Origin of the sequence: Methylorubrum podarium (assembly GCF_040270385.1) — a bacterium.
Classification (GTDB): Bacteria; Pseudomonadota; Alphaproteobacteria; order Rhizobiales; family Beijerinckiaceae; genus Methylobacterium; species Methylobacterium podarium.
In genome coordinates, this window is record NZ_JBELQE010000066.1 from 1 (window position 1) to 22906 (window position 22906).

Annotated in this window: 22 protein-coding genes; 11 read left to right on the plus strand and 11 right to left on the minus strand. The window is 71.1% G+C overall.

Annotation, left to right across the window (positions count from 1 at the left end):
• Positions 1-144: 144 nt before the first annotated feature.
• The 7 genes from ABS772_RS11265 to croR form a co-directional block, all read right to left on the minus strand.
• The gene (locus ABS772_RS11265; protein WP_350394551.1) at positions 145-1356 is read right to left on the minus strand and encodes an ABC transporter permease; all 1212 of its coding nucleotides are present in this window, start codon (positions 1354-1356) and stop codon (positions 145-147) included.
• Entirely contained in the window at positions 1353-2318 is a 966-nt protein-coding gene (locus ABS772_RS11270; protein WP_350394553.1) for an ABC transporter ATP-binding protein, read from the minus strand. The genes ABS772_RS11265 and ABS772_RS11270 overlap by 4 nt, the downstream gene beginning before the upstream one ends.
• A gap of 11 nt (positions 2319-2329) precedes the next feature.
• Entirely contained in the window at positions 2330-2758 is a 429-nt protein-coding gene (locus ABS772_RS11275) for a DUF2141 domain-containing protein (RefSeq protein WP_350394555.1), read from the minus strand.
• Positions 2758-4350 (minus strand): phytoene desaturase family protein, encoded by a 1593-nt coding sequence (crtI, locus tag ABS772_RS11280; RefSeq protein ID WP_350394556.1) that lies wholly within the window; start codon positions 4348-4350, stop codon positions 2758-2760. Before crtI ends, ABS772_RS11275 begins: the two co-directional genes overlap by 1 nt.
• 174 nt (positions 4351-4524) lie before the next feature.
• Positions 4525-6030, minus strand: a complete 1506-nt coding sequence (locus ABS772_RS11285; protein WP_350394558.1) for an ATP-binding protein — start codon at positions 6028-6030, stop codon at positions 4525-4527.
• Between the two features lie 196 nt (positions 6031-6226).
• Complete coding sequence (locus ABS772_RS11290) at positions 6227-7111, minus strand: TrmH family RNA methyltransferase (protein ID WP_350394559.1); 885 nt, start codon at positions 7109-7111, stop codon at positions 6227-6229.
• Positions 7112-7180: 69 nt separating this feature from the next.
• The gene (gene croR / locus ABS772_RS11295; protein WP_238257387.1) at positions 7181-7654 is read right to left on the minus strand and encodes a MaoC family dehydratase; all 474 of its coding nucleotides are present in this window, start codon (positions 7652-7654) and stop codon (positions 7181-7183) included.
• 200 nt (positions 7655-7854) lie between these two features.
• On the opposite strand from croR, the gene ABS772_RS11300 reads away from it, so the two are divergent.
• From ABS772_RS11300 to ABS772_RS11325, 6 genes are all read left to right on the plus strand, one after another.
• A complete protein-coding gene (locus tag ABS772_RS11300) occupies positions 7855-8469 on the plus strand; it encodes a cation transporter (RefSeq protein ID WP_238257388.1) in 615 nt (204 codons plus the stop codon).
• Between the two features lie 33 nt (positions 8470-8502).
• On the plus strand, positions 8503-9351 hold the full coding sequence (locus tag ABS772_RS11305; protein ID WP_350394561.1) for a metallophosphoesterase: 849 nt from the start codon (positions 8503-8505) through the stop codon (positions 9349-9351).
• A 94-nt stretch (positions 9352-9445) separates the two neighbouring features.
• On the plus strand, positions 9446-9667 hold the full coding sequence (locus ABS772_RS11310; RefSeq protein WP_350394563.1) for a hypothetical protein: 222 nt from the start codon (positions 9446-9448) through the stop codon (positions 9665-9667).
• Positions 9668-9791: 124 nt separating this feature from the next.
• Positions 9792-10931, plus strand: a complete 1140-nt coding sequence (locus ABS772_RS11315; protein ID WP_350394565.1) for a dienelactone hydrolase family protein — start codon at positions 9792-9794, stop codon at positions 10929-10931.
• A gap of 42 nt (positions 10932-10973) precedes the next feature.
• Positions 10974-11585, plus strand: coding sequence for a glutathione S-transferase (locus ABS772_RS11320; RefSeq protein WP_238256360.1), 612 nt, complete (start codon positions 10974-10976; stop codon positions 11583-11585).
• A 68-nt stretch (positions 11586-11653) separates the two neighbouring features.
• On the plus strand, positions 11654-11866 hold the full coding sequence (locus ABS772_RS11325) for a hypothetical protein (RefSeq protein WP_350394567.1): 213 nt from the start codon (positions 11654-11656) through the stop codon (positions 11864-11866).
• Positions 11867-12107: 241 nt separating this feature from the next.
• Here the strand turns inward: ABS772_RS11325 and ABS772_RS11330 are convergent, their stop codons facing one another.
• Positions 12108-13301 (minus strand): amidinotransferase, encoded by a 1194-nt coding sequence (locus ABS772_RS11330; RefSeq protein ID WP_238257211.1) that lies wholly within the window; start codon positions 13299-13301, stop codon positions 12108-12110.
• A gap of 211 nt (positions 13302-13512) precedes the next feature.
• Between ABS772_RS11330 and ABS772_RS11335 the strand changes: the two genes are divergently transcribed.
• From ABS772_RS11335 to hpnK, 5 genes are all read left to right on the plus strand, one after another.
• Positions 13513-14646 carry an HpnL family protein gene (locus ABS772_RS11335; protein ID WP_238257210.1) on the plus strand — a complete coding sequence of 378 codons (1134 nt, stop codon included), beginning with the start codon at positions 13513-13515 and terminating at the stop codon, positions 14644-14646.
• The gene (locus ABS772_RS11340) at positions 14637-15257 is read left to right on the plus strand and encodes an MlaC/ttg2D family ABC transporter substrate-binding protein (protein ID WP_238257209.1); all 621 of its coding nucleotides are present in this window, start codon (positions 14637-14639) and stop codon (positions 15255-15257) included. The genes ABS772_RS11335 and ABS772_RS11340 overlap by 10 nt, the downstream gene beginning before the upstream one ends.
• 171 nt (positions 15258-15428) lie before the next feature.
• Positions 15429-16625, plus strand: a complete 1197-nt coding sequence (gene hpnI / locus ABS772_RS11345; protein WP_350394570.1) for a bacteriohopanetetrol glucosamine biosynthesis glycosyltransferase HpnI — start codon at positions 15429-15431, stop codon at positions 16623-16625.
• A 52-nt stretch (positions 16626-16677) separates the two neighbouring features.
• Positions 16678-18102, plus strand: a complete 1425-nt coding sequence (gene hpnJ / locus ABS772_RS11350) for a hopanoid biosynthesis associated radical SAM protein HpnJ (protein ID WP_350394571.1) — start codon at positions 16678-16680, stop codon at positions 18100-18102.
• A 124-nt stretch (positions 18103-18226) separates the two neighbouring features.
• Complete coding sequence (gene hpnK, locus ABS772_RS11355) at positions 18227-19066, plus strand: hopanoid biosynthesis-associated protein HpnK (protein WP_350394574.1); 840 nt, start codon at positions 18227-18229, stop codon at positions 19064-19066.
• A gap of 9 nt (positions 19067-19075) precedes the next feature.
• On the opposite strand, the gene ABS772_RS11360 is transcribed toward hpnK, so the two are convergent.
• Genes ABS772_RS11360 through ABS772_RS11370 form a run of 3 tightly spaced genes read right to left on the minus strand, consistent with a single transcriptional unit; the run spans position 19076 to position 22421 of the window.
• Positions 19076-19465, minus strand: a complete 390-nt coding sequence (locus ABS772_RS11360; RefSeq protein WP_350394576.1) for a type II toxin-antitoxin system VapC family toxin — start codon at positions 19463-19465, stop codon at positions 19076-19078.
• Positions 19462-19728: a type II toxin-antitoxin system Phd/YefM family antitoxin gene (locus tag ABS772_RS11365; protein WP_350394585.1), complete on the minus strand. Its 267-nt coding sequence runs from the start codon at positions 19726-19728 to the stop codon at positions 19462-19464. The genes ABS772_RS11360 and ABS772_RS11365 overlap by 4 nt, the downstream gene beginning before the upstream one ends.
• A 44-nt stretch (positions 19729-19772) precedes the next feature.
• A complete protein-coding gene (locus ABS772_RS11370; RefSeq protein ID WP_350394578.1) occupies positions 19773-22421 on the minus strand; it encodes an MMPL family transporter in 2649 nt (882 codons plus the stop codon).
• Between the last annotated feature and the right edge of the window lie 485 nt (positions 22422-22906).

Here is a 22906-nt window from a genome sequence, read left to right on the forward strand (position 1 = left end):
GCGGGGTTGCCCGGGGCCTTCCCCCGGCCCCCGATGGGGGGGGGTCTTGCGGGGGGGGCGGCTCGGATGGCGGTCGGGGATCCGAGCCCGTGCCCGATCCGCACGCATTCGTCGCGGGCGCGGGTCGCCGCGGGGCAATCCGCCTCAGAGCGCGCGTCGGCCCACCACGGCCACGGCCACGCCGAGCCCCACCGCCGCCAGCCCCGCCAGCACGCCCCAGGCGGGCAAGGCCGCGGCGACACCCTCGCCGAGGGCCGCCTGATAGGCCTCGATCGCCCAGGCGTTGGGGGTGAGCCAGCCGGCCTGCTGCAGCCAGGGTGGCATGAGGAAGCGGGGCACCATGCTGCCCCCCACCGCCGAGAGCAGCAGCACGCCGAAGGTCGCGGCGAGATGCGCCTGCTGCCGGGTGGCCGAGAGGGCGCAGGCGGCGAGCGCGAGGCCGGCGGCCATGGCGGAGACCAGGATCGAGGTGACGAGCCAGCCGATCCAGTGGCCGGAAACGTCGACGCCGTGCAGGAGCGCGGCGGCGGCAAAGATCAGGCCGGCCTGAACCACGCCCTGGCCGAGCAGGAACAGGAACTTTCCCAACACGATCACCGGCAGGCCGCCGGGGCCGGCGGCGAGGCGGTCGGCCAGGCCGCCCTCGCGCTCGTCCACCAGGGAGAGCGCCCCCTGCATCGCCGCGAACAGCAGGAACACGGCGGCGATGGCGCCCGCGTAGTAGCTCACCCGCTCGTTGCCGCGCCCGCTCGCGGTGGTGCGGGTCTCGACGAGGCGGGTGAAGGAGAACGGCTCCTTCTTCGCCCGCTGCTCGGCAAAAGCCTCGTCGAGAAAGGCGCGCTCGTCCGGGCCGATCTTGCCGGAGCGCTCCACGTCCGCGACGATGCGCGAGAGCACCACGTCGGGCAGGGCGTCGTTCAGCGCGCGCTGAAGCTGGCCGAGCGCGATCGGCGTGGCGAGCGCCCGCGACGGGCTCTCGATCAGCAGCACCGGCTGGTTCGGCACCGTACCGCCCTTCTCCGCGCCCGTCGGCGCCGCGAGGTCGCCCCGCAGCACCAGGGCGACATCGACCTCGCCGCGGCGCACGGCGCGGAGGGCGGCCGCCTCGTCCGTGACGGTCAGACGCTCGACGCGCAGGGACGGCTCGGCCTCCAGCGCCGTCACGAGGCGCTCCGTCGTGGCGGTGCGGGCAAGGTCGGCGAGCCCGAGATGGATGCGGATGCGGTCGCCGATCGCGCCGGAAAAGATCGCGGCGAAGATCGCGAAGATGACGGTGGGCAGCACGAAGGCCATGGTCAGCGCCGCGCGGTCGCGCAGCAGCGAGAGCCACATCACCCGGAAGGCCGCCGCGATCACGCCGCGCTCTCCAGGCCCGGAGCGTCGGCGAGGCTGTCCCGGTAGAGGGTTTCCAGGCCGGGGCGGCGGACGCGGATCTCGGCGACCGGCACGCCGCCCTGCCGCAGGGCGGCGAGCAGGGCCGCGCCGTCGAGCCCGCCCGCGGCGCCGTGGTCGGCGCGCCAGAACCGCGCATCGCCCGCGAGCGGCACGAAGCCGGACCGGCGGAGCGCCGCCTCGGCCGCCGCATCCGGCGCCCCCTCCAGCACCGCCTCGTGCTCCGGCGGAGCGGTCTCGAACGGGCGCATCAGCGCGGCGAGCGCGCCCTCCCGCAGGATCCGTCCGTCGGCGAGGATGGCCACGTGGTCGGCGAGGCGCTCGGCCTCAGAAAAGTCATGGGTGCTGACGACGAGGCCGGCGCCGCCCGCGCGCAGTCCCGCCAGCACCGCGTGGATCGCCGCGCGCGCCTCGAGATCGACCCCCTGCGTCGGCTCGTCGAGCAGGATCAGGTCGGGCTGGCTCAGCAGGCTCGCGGCGATGTTGACCCGGCGCTGGTAGCCGCCGGAGAGCGTGGCGACGAGCCGCCCGGCCATTTCGGTGAGCGCGCAGCGCCCGATCGCCGCCGCCACCGCCCCGCGCCGCTCCCCCCGCCTCAGCCCGGCGAGCCGAGCGAAGACGTCGAGATTCTCGGCGACGGTGAGGCGGGGATAGAGGGCGATCTCCTGCGGCACGAAGCCGATCCTCTTCCGCGTCGCCCGGTCGGCATGGGGGTCGCCGCCCAGCACGCGCACGGAGCCAGCATCGGGCCGGAGCCGCCCGGCGAGCAGGCGGATCAGGCTGGTCTTGCCGGCCCCGTTCGGCCCGAGCAGCGCCAGCGTCGTACCGCGGGCGAGGGTGAGATCGACCCCGCGCAGGGCCGGACGGCCGCGATAGGCGAAGGCGGCCCCCTCGACGGAGGCGAGGGGCGGGGCGGCGGCGCGCATCGGAAGGCCCGTCAGCGCCGCGGCAGGGGACGGGCGAGGCGGACCCTCACCGCGGCGCCGGGCTCGCGCAGGTCGAAGCTCGCGCTCGCGAAATCCGGTCGGGCCCGGCGCCCGACCGCGCCGGAGAAACCGTAGGGCTCCAGCGGCAGGCCGAGCCCGGTGCGGTCGAGCCGGCCGTTGCCGTTCTCGTCCTGAAAGGCGGCGACCGCCCAGACGCCCGCCGGCACGCCGGTGAAGACGAGGCGCTCGGCGCCGCCGCGGGCCGGGACGCTCCGGCCGATCGGGCAGGCGGCTTCCGTCAACCCGCCCTGGCAGAGGGTGACGTAGACCTCGCCCGGCCCCGGCTCGGAGCCCTCGACGATCACCTCCAGGCTCGCCGCCCGCGCCGGCCCTGCGAGGGCGGCGAGCACGGCGAGGCCCGGGAGAAAGGCCGCCCGCATCAGCTCGGGTCGCCCTGCGTGGCCAGCGGCGAGGTCGTCGGCAGCTCCGCCAGGATCGCGGGCGCCTGCTCCTTGGCGAGATCCTCGATCAGGAGCCGGGCGGAGATGCGCGCGCCCTCGTAGATCACGGGAAGGCCCGAGCCCGGATGCGTGCCGCCGCCGACGAGGTAGAGGCCCGGCCCGAAGCGGTTGTGGGGTCTGAACCACAGCATCTGCATGAGGTCGTGGGCGAGGTTGAAGGTCGCGCCCTCGTGCACCGCGAATTCGTCGCGCCAGTCGCGGGGATCGACCACGCGCTCGTAGCGGATGCGGCTCTCGATGTCGGGGATCCCCAGGAGCTTCAGGCGCTCCAGCACCAGCTTGCGGTAGCGGGGGCCGACCGTCTCCCAGTCGATGCCCGCCTTGAGGTTCGGCACCGGCACCAGCACGTAGAGGGCGGTGTGGCCGGGCGGCGCCATGCCGCCATCGGTGAAGCCGGCATGCTGCACGTAGACCGAGGGCTGCATCGGCAGGGTGCCGCCGGTGATCTCCTTGATGTTGCGCTCGTAATCCTTGGCCAGAAGGATGGTGTGGTGGCCGAGGCTCTCGGGCATTTTGCCCTCGATGCCGAGGTAGAGCATGTAGGTCGAGCAGGAGAGCCGGGCCTTGCCGATCTTGGCGTCGCGCCAGCGCGGGCGGCGCGCCTCCGGCACGAGGTCGCGGATCACCTTGGCGAAGTCGCCGTTCACGACCACCGCGTCGGCCTTCAGCGTCTCGCCGCCGACGACCACGCCGCAGGCGCGCTTGCCCTCGAACAGCACCCGCTCGACCGACTGGCCGAGGCGGATGTCGACGCCCATGCGGCGGCCGAGCCCGGCCATCGCCTCCGAGACCGCGCCGCAGCCGCCGACCGGATGGTAGACCCCGTGCTCGTATTCGAGGAACGAGAGGATCGTGAACAGGCTCGGGCAGCGGAAGGGGCTCATCCCGAGATATTTGGTCTGGAACGAGAAGGCGAGGCGCACCCGCGGGTCGGCGAAGTAGCGCCGCAGGTCCCGGTCCACGCTGCGGCCGGGATGGAGGTGGGGCAGCGCCGCGAGCATGGCCGGGCTCGCCATCGACAGGAAGTTGTCGAAGGGCTGCTCCAGCACCGGCTTGAAGTAGTTCAGCTTGATCCGGTTCTCGGCGAAGAACTTCTCGACGTTCTCGGCATCGGCCGGGGCGAGGCGGGCGATCTCCGCCTTGAGGCGCGGCACGTCGCCGGTGGCGCGGATCTGACCCGAGATGCCGTCCTCACCCTCGAAGACGAGGTTGTATTGCGGGTCGAGCCGCTCCAGGCGGACATGGTCCTCCAGGCGCTCGCCGCAGGATTCGAAGATGTCGGCGAGGATCTGCGGATAGAGGAAGAAGGTCGGGCCGATGTCGAAGCGGTAGCCGCCCGGCGCCTCGACGGTCTTGGTGCGGCCGCCGACCGTCGCGTCGCGCTCGATGACGGTGACGTGCAATCCGGCCTTGGCCAGGAGCAGCGCGGTGGCGAGTCCGCCGGGGCCGGCCCCGACGACGACGACGCGGCGGCCCGATAGGGTACGCAAACCTTCCCGCGACTGCAGCAACGTCCCAAGACTCCCGACCGCCAACCGTGCCGGCAATCTTGGCCGGACTCGGCTCAGGGGCAAGGGGCGCGGATTGTCGCGTGCCGCCGGTCTCAACAGCTTCCGGCCCGGCATCGGCCGGAATCCGCTCGGACCAACCTGAGGTGGCACGCTCCGGATCGCGATCGGCCGCCCTCAGCTCCGCCCGCGCCGCCGCAGCGGCACCACCGCGGCGGCGCCGACCTGCGGCCCGGTCTCGGCATCGAGATCGGGCACGGCGATGATCGGCGCGCCGCGCAGGTCGCGGCGCATGACGATGGCGCCGCGCTCCTCCAGGTAGCCCAGCATCCGCCGGGCGCGGCCCGCGGAACTCGTGCCGTAGGCCTCCGCGAGCGCCGCGTCGGAGGGGCAGGGCGCTCCTTCGAGGGCCGTGCGGGCGATGAGCAGGAACAGCCCGGCGAGATCCTCGGGCAGCGCGGCGGCGATCCCTTGCGCCCGCTCCCAGCCCGGCCCCTCGGCGGTGGCGCCCTGGACGCCGGCCCGGGCCACGGCGAGGCGCCGCTTGAACTCCGGCAGGCCCATCGCCTCGCCGCCGATCCGGCGGATGCGGCAGCGGACGGTGAAGTCCTGGTAGAGGGTGGCCGGCGTGCAGGCGGCCGCATCCGAATCCGCCAGCACCGAGGCGAGGATCTCGGCCATCGCCGCCTCGCGCTCGGCCGGGTCCATCGGCTCCTCCTCCGGCAGATCCTCGCGCACCGGCGGGCGGTAGTTGGCGAGCTGGACCAGCACGTCGGGGCCGGGCGCCCGCGCGGGCTTCGGCCGGGGTGCGGGGAGGGGCCGCGCCTCCTCCTCGGGGGAGGCGGTGAGGATCAGGGCGCGAGCCTCCTCGCCCATGGTCGGCAGCGGCAGCAGGGCGGGGGCGGCGTTGCGGCTCTCCGTCACCGTCGGGCCGATGGCGATCGGCAGCGGGCGCTTCGAGATCGCCGGCCCGAGGCCCACGAAATGGCCGCGGGCGAGATCGCGAAAGGTCTCGGCCTGGCGGCGGTCGAGACCCAGGAGGTCGGCGGCGCGGGCCATGTCGATGTCGAGGAAGGTGCGGCCCATCAGGAAGTTCGAGGCTTCGGCCGCGACGTTCTTGGCGAGCTTGGCGAGCCGCTGCGTGGCGATGATGCCGGCGAGCCCCCGCTTGCGCCCGCGGCACATCAGGTTGGTCATGGCGCCGAGCGAGAGGCGGCGGGCCTCGTCCGACACCTCGCCCGCGGCTGCGGGTGCGAAGAGCTGCGCCTCGTCCACCACCACCAGCATCGGGTACCAGAGCGCGCGGTCGGCATCGAACAGCCCGCCGAGGAAGGCGGCGGCGGCGCGCATCTGGTCCTCGGCGTCGAGGCCTTCGAGCGAGAGCACGACGGAGACCCGGTGCTCGCGCACGCGGGCGGCGATGCGCAGCAACTCGGCCTCGTTGCCGTCCGCCTCGACCACGACGTGGCCGTAGCGCTCGGCGAGCGTGACGAAATCGCCTTCCGGGTCGATGATCGCCTGCTGTACCAGCCCCGCGCTCTGCTCCAGCAGGCGGCGCAGCAGGTGCGACTTGCCGGAACCGGAATTGCCCTGGACGAGGAGGCGCGTCGCCAGAAGCTCGGTGAGGTCCATCGTCCCGGGCCCGTCGCCGGCCCGCCGCCCCAGATCGATCTCGTAGCCCATCCCGTTCCCCGCTGGCGCCCACGCTTCCTAACATGCGCGGGGCGGCCGGGGTCCGCGGCGGGCGGAGCCGTCCACAGGCGGGAGGCCGGGAGCCCTCGTCGTCATCGCGACACAGGATCGCGATCCAGGGCGCGATCTATCCGGAAACAGCGATCCCCGGATGGCTTCGGCTCCACCTTGCCATGACGGATGTCGATCAGAACTCCAGATCAAGGTCCGGAGAAACACTGCCCCTCAGGGCATGAAAAGTGCGGACGAAGTCAGCCTCTTCGTCGAGCCGCCGCCTCGCCAAATGATGCAGCGCGATCGCCCCGGCCGTCGCGACGTTGAGCGAGTCGAAGCCCGGCGCCATAGCGATGCGGACGCGGCGCGCCCGCGCCATCAGCGTCTCCGGCAGGCCCGGCCCCTCGGTGCCGAGCAGCAGCAACGTCCGGGCCGGCGCCTCCAGCGCGTCTAGCCTCTCGCCGCCGCCGGGGGTGAGGGCGAGCGGCGTCAGGGCGTGGCGCGCGGCGAGATCCAAGAGCGCCGCCCCGCTCGCCGCGCGGGCGAAGGGCACGGTCAGCGCCGCGCCGGCCGAGACGCGGATCGCCTTGCGGTAGAGCGGGTCGCAGGTCTCGGCATCGAGCCACACCGCGTCGGCGCCGAAGGCGGCGGCGTTGCGGAACAGGCCGCCGATATTGTCGTGGTTGGTCAGGCCCACGAGCCCGACCACGAGGGCCGGGGCCGGTGCGGGCGGGATCAGCGCCTCGGGCGCCGGTGCCGCGCCGCGCAGGCCCACCGCCAGCACGCCGCGATGGATCGGGAAGCCCGCGACCGCGCTCATCACCGCCTTGCCGGCGAGATAGACCGGCGGGCCGTCGACCCTGTCCGCGAAGAGATCGGACAGGCCCTCCCAGCGCTCGGGCGCGAGCAGCACCGATTCCGCCGCGAAGCGGGCATCCCTTGAGAACAGCAGCCGCAGGGTCACCTCGCCCTCGACGATGAAGCGGCCCTGCCGGCCCACGAGGTCGCGCTCGCGCACGTCCCGGTAGGCGGCGAGGCGCGGATCGTCCGGATCGGCGATGGCGATCGGCTCGAACAAGCGGGTGTCGACTTTCGCTCTCGCATCGTCCTTTCCCGAAAGCCGGCAACCAGCTTCCGGGACGATGCTTCAGGCGTGGCCGCCGCCCATGCGCATGGCGAGCGGGTCGGCCTCCTCCTTCTTCGGCACCTTCACCAGGGCCTCGCCGTCGAGCACGACCTCGTCGCCGACGGAGCAGGTGCAGGCGAGCCGGGCGCGGCGGCGCTCGGGGATCAGCTCGGCCACCACGACCTTCACCTCGACGATGTCGCCGATGCGCACGGGGGCGCGGAAGTTCAGGGTCTGCGAGATGTAGACCGCGCCCGGCCCCGGCAGGCGGGTGCCGAGCACCGCCGAGATCAGGCCGGCGGTGTAGAGGCCGTGGGCGATGCGGGTGCCGAAGGGCGTGCGCGCGGCGAAGTGCTCGGAGAGGTGGATCGGGTTGCGGTCGCCGGTGATCTCGGCAAATCCCACCACGTCGGAGGAGGAGATCTCCTTCCTGAGGATCTCGGTGAGCCCGACTTCGAGATCCTCGAAATAGAGCACGCGCAGTTCGGGCAACATGGTCGACGCCTCCCCAATCCGGACAGCCGCTCGGCAGGCGGCTCGGCAATCCTCTGGCTGAGCTTTCGCCTCGCACAGCCGCGCGCGCAAATCCAGACGGACAATAGACCGAGAGGAGTCCCGAGCGGGAAGCCCCTCGACAGGGCCCGGCGCCTCGGGCAATCACCGGCCCGGTTCGATCTGCCTTCGGGAATCCACCGGTGCCTCGTCTGCCGCCCTCGCCGAGCCTGCGCCCGGTCGTCGCCCGCGTCGCGGCGCTGAACCTCAGCTATTTCGGCATCGAGATCGCCGTGGCGCTGGCCATCGGCTCGGTGGCGCTGATCGCCGACAGCCTCGATTTCCTGGAAGATGCCGCGATCAACCTTCTGATCTTCGCCGGGCTCGGCTGGAGCGTGCGCAACCGGGCGCGGCTCGGCACGCTGCTCGCCGGCATCCTGCTGGTGCCGGGCCTCGCCACCGCCTACGCGGCCTACGAGAAGTTTTCCGCTTTCACCGCGCCGGCCCCGGTGCCGCTGACGCTGACCGGTCTCGGCGCGCTCCTCGTCAACCTCGCCTGCGCGCTGATGCTGGCGCGCCACCGCGACGGCCACGGCAGCCTGACGCGGGCGGCCTACCTCTCCGCCCGCAACGATGTCGCCGCCAACGTCGCGATCGTCGTCGCCGGCCTCGTGACCGCGGTGACGCTCTCGCCCTGGCCGGACCTCGTGGCGGCGGCCGGCATCGCCGTGATCAACGCCGATTCCGCCTTCGACGTGCTCAAGGCCGCCCGCCGCGAGTGGCGCGCCGCGGCCGAGGAGTCGCGGGCCTCCGCCTGATCCCTTCCCCTTGTTGTCGAACGCTCGGACGCCGTGCTGCGCCTCTTCCCCCTCTCCGACCTGCATCTCGAACGGCGCCGCCCGGAGATGATCCCGAAGCCCGCCGCCGCCTTCGACGTGCTCGTCTGCGCCGGCGACCTGCACGAGGGGCAGCCCGAGGCCGGGCTCGCCACGGTGCTGGCGCTGGCGGGGGGGCGGCCGGTGGTGCTGGTGCCGGGCAACCACGAGCACTACGCCCCGACCGGCGACCCGCGCACAGCGCCCGAACTGTTGGCCGCCCTCGAGCACGAGGTCGCGCGGCTGAACGGGCTCGGCAGCCGCATCCACCTGCTCCAGGGCGGCGCGGCGACGGTGATCGGCGGCGTGCGCTTCGTCGGCACGACGCTCTGGAGCGACTGGTCGCTCGCCGGGCGCTGGCTCACCGACGACACGCCCGACCGGCCCGACGACCCGGTCGCCTACGCCGCCGCGCGGATGACCGACCCCGTCACCGGTTCGCGGGAGTATCGCGGCTCGATCCGCCGCGCCGACCGCGCGCCCTGGTCGCCGGCGGACGCGATGGCGGCCCATGCCCGCGAGAAGGTCGCCCTCCTCGACGCGCTCGCCCGGCCGCATGACGGCCCCACGGTCGCCGTCACGCACCACCCGCCGAGCCCGCTCGCCGCCGACGCGTTCCACGGTGCGCCGGGCGTGCCGTGGTGGGTGCCGGCCTTCTACGCCACCACCGTCCTCGACGACCTGCCCGACGCCGACCGTCCCGATCTCTGGATCTCGGGCCACTTCCATGCCGGGCACGACAAGCGGATCGGGCGCACCCGCTGGCTCGCCAACCCCGTGGAAGGACAGACCTTTCGGAACGACCTGATCGTCGAGGCGGGATAACGCGCCGCTTTCGCGCAACCCGATGACGACATCGTGCGTAGCCTCCCGGCCGCGCCATGCGGGTAAAACCGACAAAAAATCCGGGAGATTCGCCATGAACGCCTTCATCGCCGTCGTGCTCGTCTGCGCCAACGGCATCCCGCAGCAGGATTGCACCGACGAGCGGGCGAGCGAGGTGCGCAAGGTCCGCGTCGCGAACGAACTCGGCTGCACCAGCGGCTGGCAGGAGATCATCGCCCGCACCGACCTGCGCGACGAGGTCGGCAAGACGAGCTACCTCAAGACCGAGTGCCGCCGGGTGAAGGAGCGCGAATAGCGTCGGGAAATGCCGGTCCGGCGTCGCCTCCGCGCCGGAATCTGCTATTCAGGCGCGGCCGAGCCTTGAATTCCGCGCGAGCGGGCGGGGCCGACACAGATTTCCGCCGATCGTCGAGAGACTGATGCGCCTGAAGCCCGGACTTGCCGCCCTGCGTCTGCCCGCCTTGGGCATGCTGGCCGCCCTGTCCGTGGCCGGACCGGCCCTCGCCGCCGCACCGCCGGCCCAGCCGACGGAGGGTCCGGGCGGCGTCGGCGACAAGGCTGCCACCATCACCAAGCGCGCGGTCGGCAAGGCCAGCGCGGCGACCTACGTCTTCCACAAGGCGGGTCCCGCCCCCGAGGGCGGACGGCCGGTGGCGGTGTTCCTGCACGCCTGGGGCGCGCCGAACCCGCAGGCCTACGGCGCCTGGATCGACCATCTCGCCCGCCACGGCTGGCTGGTGCTGTTCCCGCGCTTCCAGGAGGTGAACCGCACCCGGCCCGCCGACGCGCCGGCCATCGCCGCGCGCCTGCTCAAATCCGCGCTCGCCGACCTCGCGAGCGACGCCGACGCCAAGCCCGATACCGGACGCCTCGCCCTGATCGGCCACCTGGCCGGCGCACCGCTCGCCGCCCACCTCGCGGCGGAAGCCGCGCAGGAAGGCCTGCCGGCGCCGAAACTCGTCTACGTCGTGATGCCCGGCGGCATCGCCCGGGACGCCAAGTCCCGCGGCATCCCCCTCGGCGCCCTCGACGGCCTATCGCCCAAGACCCTGCTGGTGACGGTGATCGGCGACCGCGACGCCCGCGCCGCGGACGCCGCCGCCCGCCGCATCCTGCGCGACGCCCATTCCGTTCCGCCGGAGCGCAAGCTGTTCGTGCGGGCGCTGTCGGACGACCACGGCTTCCCGGCGCTCACCGCGACGCTCGCCTCGCCCGCCGGGCTCGACGCGGCCTATGACGGCGGCGCGATCAAGCTGCCGCCCGACCCGCCCGGGGAGAAGGCGCCGCCCTTCCGCTGGTCGGCGGACATGGCGCTCTCCGGCGAGCAGACGACGCTCGTCTCGCAGATCAACAACGCCCGCGCCGACAGCCTCGATTTCCTCGCCTTCTGGCGCACCTTCGACATGGCCGCGGCGGCCGCCTTCGCCGGCAAGGACGCCCAGAGCCTGAAGAACGATTCCGCCTTCAGCGACATGCGCCGCTGGGGCGACGGCTGGCCGGTGAAGCGCCTCGGCGTCGAGACGCCGAAGCTGCCGGCGCCCCCCGCCGCGCAGCGCTGACCGCGCATCACCGTCGCAACCGCAGAGGATGTCTTGAGGCCGATGAAGCTGTTCCACTCGCACAGCTCGCCCTTCGTGCGGAAGGTGATGGTGGTCGCCCACGAACTCGGCCTCGCCGAGCGGCTGGAGTTGCTGCCGAGCGCCGTCCACCCGGTCAAGCGCGACCGCTCGGTGCTGGCGCAGCACCCGCTCGCCCAGGTGCCGACCCTGATCCTCGAGACCGGCGAGAGCCTCGCCGACAGCCGGGTGATCTGCGAGTATCTCGACGCCGAGGCCGGCGGGCGCCTGTTTCCGGCGCAGGGCGCCGCGCGCTGGCGGGCGCTCAACGCGCAATCGACCGCCGACGGCGTGCTCGATGCCGCCCTGCTGATCCGCTACGAGCTGACGGCGCGGCCGGAATCCGAGCGCTCGGCGGCCTGGATCGAGGGGCAGACCGCGAAGATCGAGAGCGCGCTCGCGTGGTTCGAGGAGCAGGCGGAACGGGTTGGCGATCGCGTCGATATCGGCACCATCGCGCTCGCCTGCGCCCTGGGCTACCTCGACCTCCGCTTCTCCGACATCGCGTGGCGCGACGACGCCCCGAGGCTCGCCGCGTGGTTCGCCCGGTTCGAGGAGCGTCCGGCCATGACGGCGACGCGTCCGCCGGTGGGTTAGACTTTCGCGTGTCTTCCGGCTGGCTCGGCCCTTGCTAAGCTTGGGCCGTCCCACTCGGGAGACTCGCCATGCCCGATTTCGTCGCCGCCGCCCTCGCATCCGCCGTCTTCTGTCTCGGCGTCATCGCCCTCAATGCCCTGACCCGCCTCGCGCTCCAGGCTCATCTGGCGCCGGACGGGCTCGCCGAGAACGGGTTTCTGCAGTTCGGCGGCGCACTCGCTCTCGCCGGGACGACCTATCGGCGGGCGACGCGGATGCCGGGCCGGCTGGTCGGCGAGTAAGCTGTATCGGGCAGGAAAAAGACTGCTCTCTCAGCGCATTGTTCCGATCGGTTGAGCAACTGGATTGCTTCGGCTCCGCCTCGCCATGACGGCGAGGATCACCCGCGCCGTCATGGCGAGCGACAGCGAAGCAATCCGGCACCGCCACGGCTGCCTGAAATGAAAAAAGCCCGCCGCGAGGCGTTCGCGGCAGGCTCCGACGCTGTCCGATGCCCCACCCGCGAACGGGCGAGGCGATCTCTCAGAAGTAGGACTTCAGCACGCCGCGGCGGCGCACGTCGAGGGTGGCGCAGTGGAACGAGCCGCCGAACGGGCCGTAGGACAGGAACGGCGCCGGGATCGGGTCGAAGCCCCAATCCTTGAGGGCCTTGATCAGGGTCGGCTGGCTGGCATCGACGACGATCTTCTTCTCGTCGATGGCGAGCACGTTGATCGAGGTCCAGGGCGAGCACATCGAGATCTTGCTCATGAAGCCCGAGACCGGGTCGGGGCGCGGGGCGATCAGCACGTCCCACTTCTTGAGCACCGCCGGGAGCTTCTCGACGTCGATGTAGTCGGGATTGACCAGCACCTTGCCCGGCGCGAGCGGCATGAACGACGAGTCGATATGCATCGGCTGCGGGCAGCGGCTCTCGATCTCGTGGATGCGGAAGCCCGGGCCGAGATGGCGGCGCAGCCACTCGATGCCCATCAGGTTCGTCACGTTGGAGCGGGTCACGAACAGGTCGCGGCCGCAGCGCACGAAGTCGGCGGCGTCGAAGACCGGCTCGAACTCGTTGACCGTGAACTGCATCGGCTCGCCGGCCTTCAGGTTCGGCACCCGGTAGTCGTAGTTGTAGAGGTCGTCGGTCAGCTGCGGACGCGGCGCCGAGGTCCAGCGAGCACCCGCGCGAAAATATTCCTTGAACAGCGAGCGGTAGGCGTCGCCCTCGAAGTAGCGCGAGCGCCAGCACATCGGGCTCTCGATGATCTCGTCGCCGATCACGAGGTACGGGTCGCGCGGGCAGGCGACGCAGAAGCCGCGCGACGTCCAGCGCGGCGCCTTGAACTTCTTCGAGAAGTCGACCGAGTCGGGACGGCGGACCTTCACGCCTTCGCCGGCCAGGATCGAGATGAAGTTGTCCAGCTCCTGCTGAGCCAGCTTCTTCATGAACTTCGGATACTTCCAGCCGGAGGCGAAGCGGTAGAACGGCTGCGCCGCCCGCGGCAGGTTGAAGATCACGGTGAGGTGGTGGGTCGGGATCGTGGCGCCGTCGAGCGAGCCGACGATCACCTCCTCCAGCGGATCCCACTCGTTCCAGGCCATCACCGGGCTGCGGGTGGCCGGGGCGCGGCCTTCCGACTCGTGGCGGCCCTCGTACCCTTCCGTGAACCCCTTCGACGAGGCGTCGTCGATCAGGGCGGAATCCGCCGTGATCTGCGGCTCGCGATCCATTTTAGGCTCCCTAGAAGCGGCGTCTCGCGACAATCGTCGTCAGCAGCCACCGCGGGCGCCGCTTTGCTCCCCGGTGTGTCAATCGGGTGATAGACAGCGCTGGGCAAAGCTGCAACCTGCCGGAACGCTTCCCGCCACCGGCTAAGCTTCGATGGTCGCTTCTGGTGGGATTTCGACAACACAAGCCTTCGCGATCATTCGAAAGAGGCTGATGAAGCGTCTCACAACACTGGCATCGATCGTCGGATTGGGCACGGCGCTGGCGCTGTTCCTGTCTTCCGGCGTATCCGATGTCACCGCCGCGGTCGTGAGCGCGGGCTGGGGAACGCTCGCCGTCGTGCTCGCCCGCTTCCTCGCGGTCGCCTGGGCCGGTCTCGGCTGGCACGTGGTGTTCCCCCGCGGCGCCGGGCCGACCCTGCGCGACTGCATCTCGCTGCGCTTCGTGCGCGAGGGCATCAACACGCTCCTGCCGGTGGCGCAGGTCGGCGGCGACCTCATCGGCGCGCGCCTGCTCACCCGCCGCGGCACGCCGGGCGGCATGGCCGGCGCCAGCATGTTCGTCGACCTGATGACGCAGGCGGTGACCCAGCTCGTCTTCACGATCGCCGGCCTCCTCCTCCTGATGCAGATCACCGGCGACGGGCCGCTGGTCCGCACCGTCGCGGGCGGCGTGCTGCTCGCCATCCCGGCGCTCGCCGCCTTCTACGTCATCCAGCGCCGCAGCGGTCACCGCCTGATCGAGGCCGCGCTCAGCCGCTTCGCCGCCGGCCGCGAGTGGCGCGCGCTGGGCGCGATCGAGGTGCTCTACGAGAACCTGCGCCGCCTCTACGGCAACCGCGCCCGCGTCGGTGCGGCGCTGCTGATCCACCTCGCCGGCTGGGTCGTCGGCACCGTCGAGGTGTGGATCGCCCTCAACGCCATGGGCTACTCGATCAGCTTCGTCGATGCCCTGGTGATCGAGAGCCTCGCCCAGGCCGTGCGCGGCGCCGCCTTCGTCGTACCCGGCGCCATCGGCGCCCAGGAGGGCGGCCTGATCGCGCTGGGCGCCCTGTTCGGCATCCCGGCGGAGGCCGCGCTGGCCCTGTCGCTGGTCAAGCGCGTCGCCGACCTCTCCGTCGGCCTGCCGAGCCTCGCTCTGTGGAACCTGATGGAGCGCAGGACCGCCGCCTCGTCCGAGCCCGAAACCGCCGAGGCGGTTCGCGAAGGGCTCGGCGCGATCCGCGCGCGGCTCGGCCGCCGTCCCGGTCCCGCCCCGCTCGCCCCGGCCTACGGCTATCCCGCCGCCCGGAACCCGGCCGTCCTCTCCCCCGACAACGAAGCTGGAGCGCTCCAGAAGTGCGCCTGAACCGCCGCACCCTTCTCGCCGCCGCCGCGGCGCTCGCCGTCTCGGGGACGCCGCAGATCGCCCGTGCCGCCGAGGATCCGGCGGTCGAGCCGATCAAGCGTCTCTATGCCAAGTTCGAGGAGGCGCTGAAGAACGGCGCGGGCGACCTCAAGAGCCGTCTCGCGATCGTCGGCGACACCCTGGCCGCCACCTTCGACACGCCGGCCATGGTGCGCACCGCCGTCGGCCCGAAGTGGAAGACCTTCAAGCCCGAGCAGCAGGACGCGCTGACCGAGACCTTCGGCAAGTACTTCGTCACGCTCTACGCCAACCGCCTCTCGCAGGCGGCGGGCGGCAAGTTCGACATCAAGCCGCAGAGCGAGGAGCGCGGACCCAACCGCGTCGTCTTCACCCGCGTCTCGAACAAGGACGGCGATGAATCGGACGTCGATTACGTCGTCAACGCGGGCAACCGGGTGCAGGACGTGCTGCTCAACGGCAATGTCAGCGAGGTCGCCTCGATGCGGGCGAGCTTCGCCGACCCGCTCAAGGGCGGCGCCGACGGCCTGCTGAAATTCATGCGCGAACGCACCGACGGAATGCTCGCCGCCAAAGTCTCGCCGCGAGAGTAAGGGCTTACAAGCGTTTCCTCATGCCGGGGCCGAGATCGATTCGGCGGCATCGAGTTCATCTGGACAAAGGCCCGGAGCCGACCGCCACCCGTCGGGGCGCATCCGGGCCTGACCCTTTCAGACCGCCGTCCGCGGCGCCCGAACCGAGACAGCAGCGAGCAACGCCGCGCCATGGACCTGAACGAGCTGTCGGCCTGGATCGCCCCCGCGCTTCTCCTGATGGCGCTCGCCGGCTGCGTCTACGCCCTGCTCGCCGCCATCCTCGTCGGCCGCTTCGCCGCGCAGCCCACGCCGACGCTCGCGGCCGATGCGCCGCGCCCCGGCGTGTCGATCCTCAAGCCGCTCTGCGGCCTCGAACCGGACCTGTTCGAGAACCTCGACAGCTTCTGCCGCCAGGATTACGCCGGCCCGGTGCAGGTCGTGTTCGGCGTCCAGAACGCCGCCGACCCGGCGATCGGCGTGGTCCAGCGCCTGCGCGCGGCTCATCCGTGCTTGACGATCGATCTCGTGGTGGATGCGAGCCAGCACGGTTCGAACCGCAAGGTCTCCAACCTCATCAACATGTCGGACAAGATCGCCCACGACGTCGTGGTGCTGGCCGACAGCGACATGTCGGTGCGATCCGACTACCTGGAGCGCGTCGTCGCCGCCCTGTCGCAGCCGGGGGTCTCCGGCGTGACCTGCCTCTACCACGGCGTGCCGGGCGACCGCGGCCTCTGCGCCCAGCTCGCCGCGCTCGCCATCGACGTCCAGTTCGTGCCCAACGTCATCCTGGGCACCACCTTCGATCTCGCCCGGCCCTGTTTCGGCTCGACCATCGCGATGACCGCCGCCTCGCTCGCCCGCATCGGCGGCTTCCGCGCCTTCAAGGACGATCTGGCCGACGACTACGCCATCGGCGAGGCCCTGCGCGCCGAGGGCGGCCGCGTGGCGATCCCCGCGCTGACCATCGGCCATGCCTGCGTCGACACCGAGCTGTCCGGCCTGTGGCGGCACGAGCTGCGCTGGAACCGCACCATCCGCAACGTCGATCCCAAGGGCTATGCCGGCTCCGTCGTCACCCACGCCTTCCCGCTGGCGCTGCTCGCCGCGCTGATGCCCGGCGCGGGCGCCGGGGCGCTCGCGGTGGCCGCGCTCGCGCTCGCCTGCCGCATCCTGCTGTGCCTGCGCATCGAGCGGGCCTTCGGCCTCGCGCCGCACGCCTACTGGCTGTTGCCGATTCGCGACATGCTCTCCTTCATCAACTTCACCTGGAGCTTCGTCTCGGGTGCGGTGACATGGAAAGGTCACGATTACCGTGTGGTTGCGGACGGTACGCTGATTCCGGAGCACGGCCTCGGTCGCGAGTCGCGCGCCACCTCGGTCTGAACTCCTAAAACCTCACATCAATACTGTCTCGAGCCTTGAGGCCTTGAACCCCATGCGCACGCTCTTCCTGCAGGCCCCCACCTTCGACGGCTTCGACGGCGGCGCCGGCTCCCGTTACCAGGCCAAGCGCGAGATCAAGTCGTTCTGGTACCCGACCTGGCTCGCCCAGCCGGCCGCCCTGGTGCCGAACTCGAAGCTGATCGACGCGCCCCCGCACAACATCAAGCTCGACGAGATCGTGGCCCAGGCCAACGATTTCGACCTCGTCGTGCTCCACACCTCGGTCCCGTCCTTCAAATCCGACGTGAAGACCGTCGAGGCCCTTAAACGCGCCAACCCCAAGCTCATCGCCGGCCTGATCGGCGCCAAGGTCGCGGTCGATGCCGCCGGCTCGATGGCGCAGGCGCCGGTGATCGACTTCGTCGCCCGCAACGAGTTCGACTTCACCGTCAAGGAAGTCGCCGACGGCGTGCCGATGTCGCAGATCAAGGGTCTGTCCTATCGTGACGCCAACGGCGTCGTGGTCCACAACGAGGACCGCGAGATCATGACGGACATGGACCAGCTTCCCTTCGTCACGAGCGTGTACAAGCGCGATCTCGAGATGGAGAAGTACTTCATCGGTTACCTGAAGCACCCCTACATCTCGTTCTACTCGGGCCGCGGCTGCAAGAGCCGCTGCACCTTCTGCCTGTGGCCGCAGACCGTCGGCGGGCACACCTACCGCACCCGCTCGGTCGCCCACGTGATCGAAGAGATCAAGTACTGCATGAAGGAGTTCCCGCAGACGAAGGAATTCTTCTTCGACGACGACACCTTCACCGACAACCTGCCCCGCGCGGAAGAGATCGCCCGCGAGCTGGGCAAGCTCGGCGTGACCTGGTCGTGCAACGCCAAGGCCAACGTGCCGCGCGAGACCCTGAAGGTGCTCAAGGAGAACGGCCTGCGCCTGCTCTTGGTCGGCTACGAGTCCGGCAACCAGAAGATCCTGAACAACATCAAGAAGGGCATGCGCGTCGAGGTGGCGGAGAAGTTCACCAAGGACTGCCACGACCTCGGCATCGCCATCCACGGCACCTTCATCGTCGGCCTGCCGGGCGAGACCAAGGAGACGATCCAGGAGACGATCGCCTTCGCCAAGCGCATCAACCCGCACACGATCCAAGTCTCCCTGGCCGCGCCCTATCCGGGCACCTTCCTCTACAAGCAGGCGGTGGAGAACGGCTGGCTCGACGTCGAGAACGCCGAGCTCGTCGACGAGAACGGCGTGCAGATCGCCCCGCTGCACTATCCCCACCTGTCGCACTCGGAGATCTTCTCGGCGGTCGAGGAGTTCTACCGGAAGTTCTACTTCCGCGCGCCGAAGATCGCCTCGATCGTCAACGAGATGGTCCGCTCGCCCGAGATGATGAAGCGCCGCCTGCGCGAGGGCGTCGAGTTCTGGCACTTCCTGCGGGACCGCAAGGCCGCCGCGTAACGCCGACAAAGACATCGGAATCAGGAATGGCCGGGCCTTGGGCCCGGCCATTTCCGTTTCCAGGGCTCCGCCCTGGACCCGCGAGAGGGCTCGCCCTCTCGACACCCGAACCATGGGGCCGAGCGTGAAGCGACTGGTCGTCACCGCCGACGATTTCGGCCTGAGCCGCGAGGTCAACGAGGCCGTCGAGCAGTCCCATCGCGAGGGGATCCTCACCGCCGCCAGCCTGATGGTCTCGGCCCCCGGCGCCGCCGACGCGCTCGCCCGGGCGCGGCGCACGCCCTCCCTGCGGGTCGGGCTCCACCTCGTCCTGGTCGAGGCATGGCCGACGCTGCCACCCCGAAACCTCCCCGACCTGACGGACGGGCAGGGGCTGATGCGGCGCGACATGGAGCGCCTCGGCCTCGACCTCGCCCTCAAGGCGAGCGCCCGCCGCCAGCTCGCCGCGGAGATCCGGGCGCAGTTCGAGGCGTTTCGCGCGACCGGGCTCGCACTCGATCACGTCAACGCCCACAAGCACTTCCACATCCACCCGCTGATCGCCGGGATGGTGCTGCGGATCGGCCGCGATTACGGGATGCGGGCGCTGCGGGTGCCGCGCGAGCCGCGCGGCCTGCTCCGCCGCGCCGAGCCCGGCTTCCAGGCCAAGCCCGCCCTCGATACGGCGCCCTGGGCCGCGCTCCTCGCCGTGCGCGCCCGGCAGGCGGGGCTGCTGATCCCGGCCCGGACGCTCGGCCTCGCCTGGTCCGGCGCGATGACGCCGGAGCGGGTCGCCGCCCTGCTGCGCCATCTCCCGGACGGGCTGACCGAGCTCTACACCCACCCCGCCACCGCGGGCGGTTTCGCGGGGGAGGCGCCGGGCTACCAGTATGCAGCGGAGCGCGACGCGCTGATCGCGCCGCGGGCGCGGGAAGCGGTCGAGCGCGGCGGCGTCGAGCGCGGTGGCTTCTCGGATTTCAGGTGATACGTCCCCTCAAGAGAGCGGCGCTGCGAGGCGATGATCGCGCAGGGCACCGTCGAGCGTGATGAGCGATCGACCCTCGACCGCACATTGTGCGCGCAGCAGCCGATCGAAGGGGTCGCGTGTAGGCGGGACAGGCTCGACGTCAGCGAGCGCGTGCTGCGCCGTGATCGGCAGGATCACGGAGCCCGCCGCGTCGAAGTAATCCGCCATGCGTTCTAAAGGCAGCCCCGGATCGAGCTTGCCGAGCCGGGTCTTGATCGCGATTTCCCAGAAACGGGCGACGCTGACCCATGCCTCGATACCGGGCCGTCGCAGCAGACGCTCGGCGGCGGGACTGACCATCGGCAGCCGCTTCAAGGCGATCGCCACGAGGATGTGGCGGTCGAGGAGCAGCCTCACGCGCCGGGATGGGGCCGAGTCAGAAAATCCTCGGGCAGTGGATCGTCGAAGTCGGGCGCGATGAAGCCCGGCTGCCGCACGATTCCATTCTCGCGCAGATAGGCCTCGCCGGCCTCGAAATCGATGCCGCCCCGCGGGCGATGCGGCACGAGATCGGCAATCGGCCATCCCGCGCGCGTCAGCACGACCGTCTCACCCGCCTCGACCCGGCGGGTCAGGTCCGCGAGTTCACTCGCCGCCTCTTCGAGAGAAAGGGTGACCATACCCGCAAGGATGGAAGCCTTGTCGGGTACGGTCCAGCCCGCTCTCACTTCACCGCGGCAGGCTCGCGGGCGACCTCGCCCGGCGGGCGACCGGCTTCCTCGCCCTCGGGGCGGCGGGCATCCGGCTGCTTCGGCGGCGGCCCGAGGAAGGCCGGCACCACGAAGAAGGCCGCCAGCAGGGTGAAGAACAGCGAGAGGGCGAGCAGCTCGCCCATGCTCGCCGTGCCCGGATGGCTCGACAGCATCAGCGAGCCGAAGGCGGTGCCGGTGGTCAGCGCCGAGAAGAAGATCGCCCGGGTGAGGCTCGAGGCCAGCATGTCGACGACGCCCGCGCGCCACGCGATGACGTAGTAGATGTGGAAGGCCACGCCCACCGCCAGCATCAGCGGCAGGGCGATGATGTTGGCGAAGTTCAGCGGCATGCCGATGACCTTGAGCGCCATCAGCGTCCACAGGGTCGCCAGCACCAGCGGCCCCAGCGTCATCGCCACGTCCCAGGGTTTGCGCAGCGCGACCGAGAGCAGGATGAAGATCAGCGCGAGCGCCGTGAGGCCCGCCTGAACGAAGGCGCCGAGGATGGTGTAGCTCGACTCCGTCGTGGCGACCGGCGCGCCCGTGGCGTGGGGATCGACCGTCTGCACCTCCTTGGCGAAGCGGCGCAGCACCTCGTCGTTGTTCGAATCGCCCTTCGGATGCACCTCGATGCGGGCGCGGCCGTCGCTCGTCACCCACTCGGCCTTGAGCGGCTTGGGCAGGTTGTCGAGGGTGATCTTCTTCGGATCGAGCAGCCCGGAGAGGCGGCTCATCAGCGTCTTCAGGTCGGTGGTGAGCGCGACGCTCGCCTCCTCGCGCTTCTCGGCCGGGGCGGCGGCGAGGGTGTCGAGGGTACCCGAGAGGCGGTCCGCCGCCTTCGCGCCCGCCGAGTCGCCGCTGGCGATGGTCTTCAGCGCCGCGGCCGTGTCCTTCAGCGCCTTGACGTTCTCCGCATCCGTCGGCGGCGGCGGCTTGCGGGACGGGTTGAGGGCAGGGCCGAGGAGCTGCGCCGTCTCCTGGATCGTGGCGAGCTTCTGGTCCTGGTCGCGCGGCACGAAGGTGTCGATCGAGATCACCTTGGCGACCGCGTCGAGCCCTTCCAGGCGCTTGGTCAGCTCGGGGACCGCGTCGACGTTCGGCGCCAGCACGTCGATCGAGTTGGGGCTGGTGGCCGGATCCTTGATCAGGTCGAGATAGGTCGCGATCGACTCCACCTTCGGGCTGCGCAGGTGCATCGGGTTGGAGTCGAAGGGCAGCTTCAGGAGGAGCGGAATGCCGGCGACGGTGATCAGGCCGACGAAGATCAGCACCCATTTGCGGTGCTCGATGATCCAGTGATCGACGCCCGCCATCCAGGTCGTCTCGACCGCCCGCTTCTCGCCGCGCGGGTTGAACACGGCGATCAGGGCCGGGAGCAGGGTGAGGGCGAACAGGTAGGCCACGATCATGCCGACGCCGGCGATGAGGCCGAGCTCGGACACGCCGCGGAACTTCGTCGGCAGGAAGGCGAAGAAGCCGGCGAGCAGCGAGACCGCGGCCAGCGTCAGCGACCAGCCGACGCCCCGCGCCGCGCCGCGCAGGGCGGCCTCGACGCTGCCGAGTTCGTAGCGGTCGGCCCGGTACCGCACGGCGAACTGGATGCCGAAATCGATGCCGAGGCCGACGAACAGGGCGGCGAAGGCGACCGAGATCGGATTGAGCTCGCCCACCATGGCGAGGCCCAGGGCCGCCGTGACGACGAGGCCCGAGAAGGTGGTGATCAGCACCGCGACGACGAGCGGGCCGGAGCGGAGCGCCAGCCACAGGAACAGGACGATGGCGGCCGTCGTCAGCGAGTAGTTCAGGAAGGCGTCGTCGGCGAGCGTGGCGAACTCGTCGTCGGCCACCGCCACCGGCCCGGTCAGGCGGATGCGCAGGCCGTGCGCCGCGTCGATGTTCTGCTCGGCGGCGAGCCGCCGGATCAGTTTGGTCGCCTCGCGGCCGGGCTCCAGGGCGTTGTAGTCGAGCACCGGCTGGATCATCACGAACTTGCGCGTGTCCGTGGTCTCGCTGCGCCCGCCCGCGAGCAGGGTCTGCCAGGACATGCGGGCGCGCTGGCCGTCGAGCACCTTGCGCAGGGTCTCGTCGATCTGCGTCATCGGCTGGGCGAGGTCTTCGAGCTTGGCGTCGCCGCTCTTCACGCCCTTCACGCCGAGGGTGAGCACGCGCATGACGCCGCGCAGCGACGGGTCGGCGGCCAGCGGCCCGAGAAGGCCCTGCTGCTCGATCAGGCGCTGGGTCGTCTTCTCCAGATCCTCCTGCGACATCAGCAGGAGGCCGTTGCGATCGAAGAACGGTCCGCCGTCGGGGCGGTAGACGGTCTCGATCTCGGAACGGTGCGATTTCAGGGCCTCGGCGAAGCGCGCGGCGGCCTCCTCGGCGATCTCCGGGGTCTCGCCGTCGATGACCGCGGCCACGAGGTTCGTGCGCTGGGGGAACGCCTTCTCGAAGGCGATCTCGTCCTGGCGCCAGGGGACGCTCGGCTCGATCAGCCGCTCGACATCGGTGTTGATGCGGAACAGGTGGGCGGCCGTGCCGGCCCCCGCGACCGTGAGGAGCGCCGCGGCCACCAGTACCAGCCAGCGGCGCCTGACGGAAAACGCGACGAGACGTTCGATCACGTAAAACCCTGCCTGCCTAACGATCCGGCCTGTCCCCGCGTGACGACGGGCCGGGACATTGCGGTCCCGTCCTCCCCGCGACACAGGACGCGGCGTCCTCAGCAGGCGGCGACGCGCCGAATCGATCCTCGTCTTGGCCCGCGGGACGTGACCCTCACGAGCGAGAAACCGGATGGGCGCCGCCGGCCGGCGGCCCCTTCCCGGCGGATACGGAACACGCGAAGAGCCTCGAAGAGACTCCACGCCGATCATCCGTGTCGTTGGCGCGCTACCTACTTGTCCCGGCGGGGGAATGCAACGCGCCCCGGCAAACCGGCTCACTCGGGCGACGACGGTGCGATTGCGCACTGCACCCGGATTGCGGGGAAATATCGCTTGGCACAAGCATTCCGGACGATGTCGGTGCGATGACGCCCGCGCGACGGCGCAGGAAGCCGGGAAACGCGGGCCGTCGCGCGAGAAATCGTGAACTCGTTTTCGCCCGT

Coding starts and splice junctions, on each gene's coding strand:
- ABS772_RS11275 (WP_350394555.1), bottom strand. CDS start 2,758: ATGCGGGCGGCCTTTCTCCCGGGCCTCGCCGTGCTCGCCGCCCTCGCA.
- ABS772_RS11365 (WP_350394585.1), bottom strand. CDS start 19,728: ATGGTCACCCTTTCTCTCGAAGAGGCGGCGAGTGAACTCGCGGACCTG.
- ABS772_RS11320 (WP_238256360.1), top strand. CDS start 10,974: ATGAAGCTGTTCCACTCGCACAGCTCGCCCTTCGTGCGGAAGGTGATG.
- ABS772_RS11330 (WP_238257211.1), bottom strand. CDS start 13,301: ATGGATCGCGAGCCGCAGATCACGGCGGATTCCGCCCTGATCGACGAC.
- ABS772_RS11285 (WP_350394558.1), bottom strand. CDS start 6,030: ATGGGCTACGAGATCGATCTGGGGCGGCGGGCCGGCGACGGGCCCGGG.
- ABS772_RS11310 (WP_350394563.1), top strand. CDS start 9,446: ATGAACGCCTTCATCGCCGTCGTGCTCGTCTGCGCCAACGGCATCCCG.
- croR (WP_238257387.1), bottom strand. CDS start 7,654: ATGTTGCCCGAACTGCGCGTGCTCTATTTCGAGGATCTCGAAGTCGGG.
- ABS772_RS11335 (WP_238257210.1), top strand. CDS start 13,513: ATGAAGCGTCTCACAACACTGGCATCGATCGTCGGATTGGGCACGGCG.
- ABS772_RS11325 (WP_350394567.1), top strand. CDS start 11,654: ATGCCCGATTTCGTCGCCGCCGCCCTCGCATCCGCCGTCTTCTGTCTC.
- ABS772_RS11270 (WP_350394553.1), bottom strand. CDS start 2,318: ATGCGCGCCGCCGCCCCGCCCCTCGCCTCCGTCGAGGGGGCCGCCTTC.
- hpnI (WP_350394570.1), top strand. CDS start 15,429: ATGGACCTGAACGAGCTGTCGGCCTGGATCGCCCCCGCGCTTCTCCTG.
- ABS772_RS11315 (WP_350394565.1), top strand. CDS start 9,792: ATGCGCCTGAAGCCCGGACTTGCCGCCCTGCGTCTGCCCGCCTTGGGC.
- hpnJ (WP_350394571.1), top strand. CDS start 16,678: ATGCGCACGCTCTTCCTGCAGGCCCCCACCTTCGACGGCTTCGACGGC.